General features: G+C 41.1%; 1 protein-coding gene. It reads right to left on the reverse strand.

Annotated elements, in window-relative coordinates; genetic code table 11:
- Nucleotides 1-930 (reverse strand): polysaccharide biosynthesis/export family protein (locus ACS8FD_RS16795; protein ID WP_439276679.1); only part of this gene is annotated, 930 nt, incomplete at its 3' end.
- Nucleotides 931-1029: the final 99 nt, after the last annotated feature.

Below are 1029 nucleotides of genomic sequence, written 5' to 3' on the forward strand. Positions count from 1 at the left end.
AAAACTTGTAATGGTCTGCATATCGACATAATATATATTGGTATATTGCGCTTGTTTATTATCACGAACGATATATATCTTGGCAGCATCGGCAGTACTAGCGTTGAGTCCTCTTGACTCTCCCAATACACTAGATAAGCTCAGACCTTGCTCAAGAATTGGGATAGGCTCGATTTGTCCAAACTCTCCCAAAACAAGCACCCTATTACGGCTTTGGCTGTTGACATGGATAGAGTCACCATCTTGTAAGTATATTTGGTTGGCTGATGAACCCATTTCACGTAGTGACTGTAAACCTAGCTCGTAGCTCTTCCCATTGCGATTCAATATAATATTGTTTGAGTCGCCAGTTTCAGTTGCTCCGCCCGCCATAGATATCGCTCCATAAAGCGTTACCGGCGCATCTTCAATGTTAAATTCACCAGGTTGTCTGACTGCACCATCAATAAAGAACTTATTACCACGATAGTTAATAACTTTTACTTGTGGGTCTGCATACTTAAGATACTTTTGTAATCTTGCGCTTAAGATGTTCGTAAATTGCGGTACACTCAAACCACTTGCTTTGATTCGACCTATCATAGGGAACTGAATAAAGCCTTGTTGATCAACAGGAAAACCTGACGCATAAGGATTAGAGCTTCCAGCGGATGATGAAGATGAGATATCTGGATAACCAACAAGCTCGATACTTAAGATATCCCCATCCGCGATACGATAATTCATTGGATTAGAAGATTGAATCAAACGAGTCACATCATCATTGCGTACAGCAACTTGCTTGGGTGGTAGGGTAGCTAGGTTTAACGGCTGAACATTGAATCGAATACCGTTCTCTGCTACAAAAGTACCATTAGGTGGTAAATCCCCAGATTGCAAGCCTGCGTTGATGGTGGTCGCGCAACCAGTAAGAAACACAACAGTCGACAAACATAATGCGTTCAACAACTTTTTTGAGGAATTTTGCGTAGGGATAAAATGCTTATTGACCATGATGTCTACTCAACCTTATATCCTTCAAAACGAGTA

Source organism: Psychrobacter sp. 1U2, assembly GCF_051847575.1.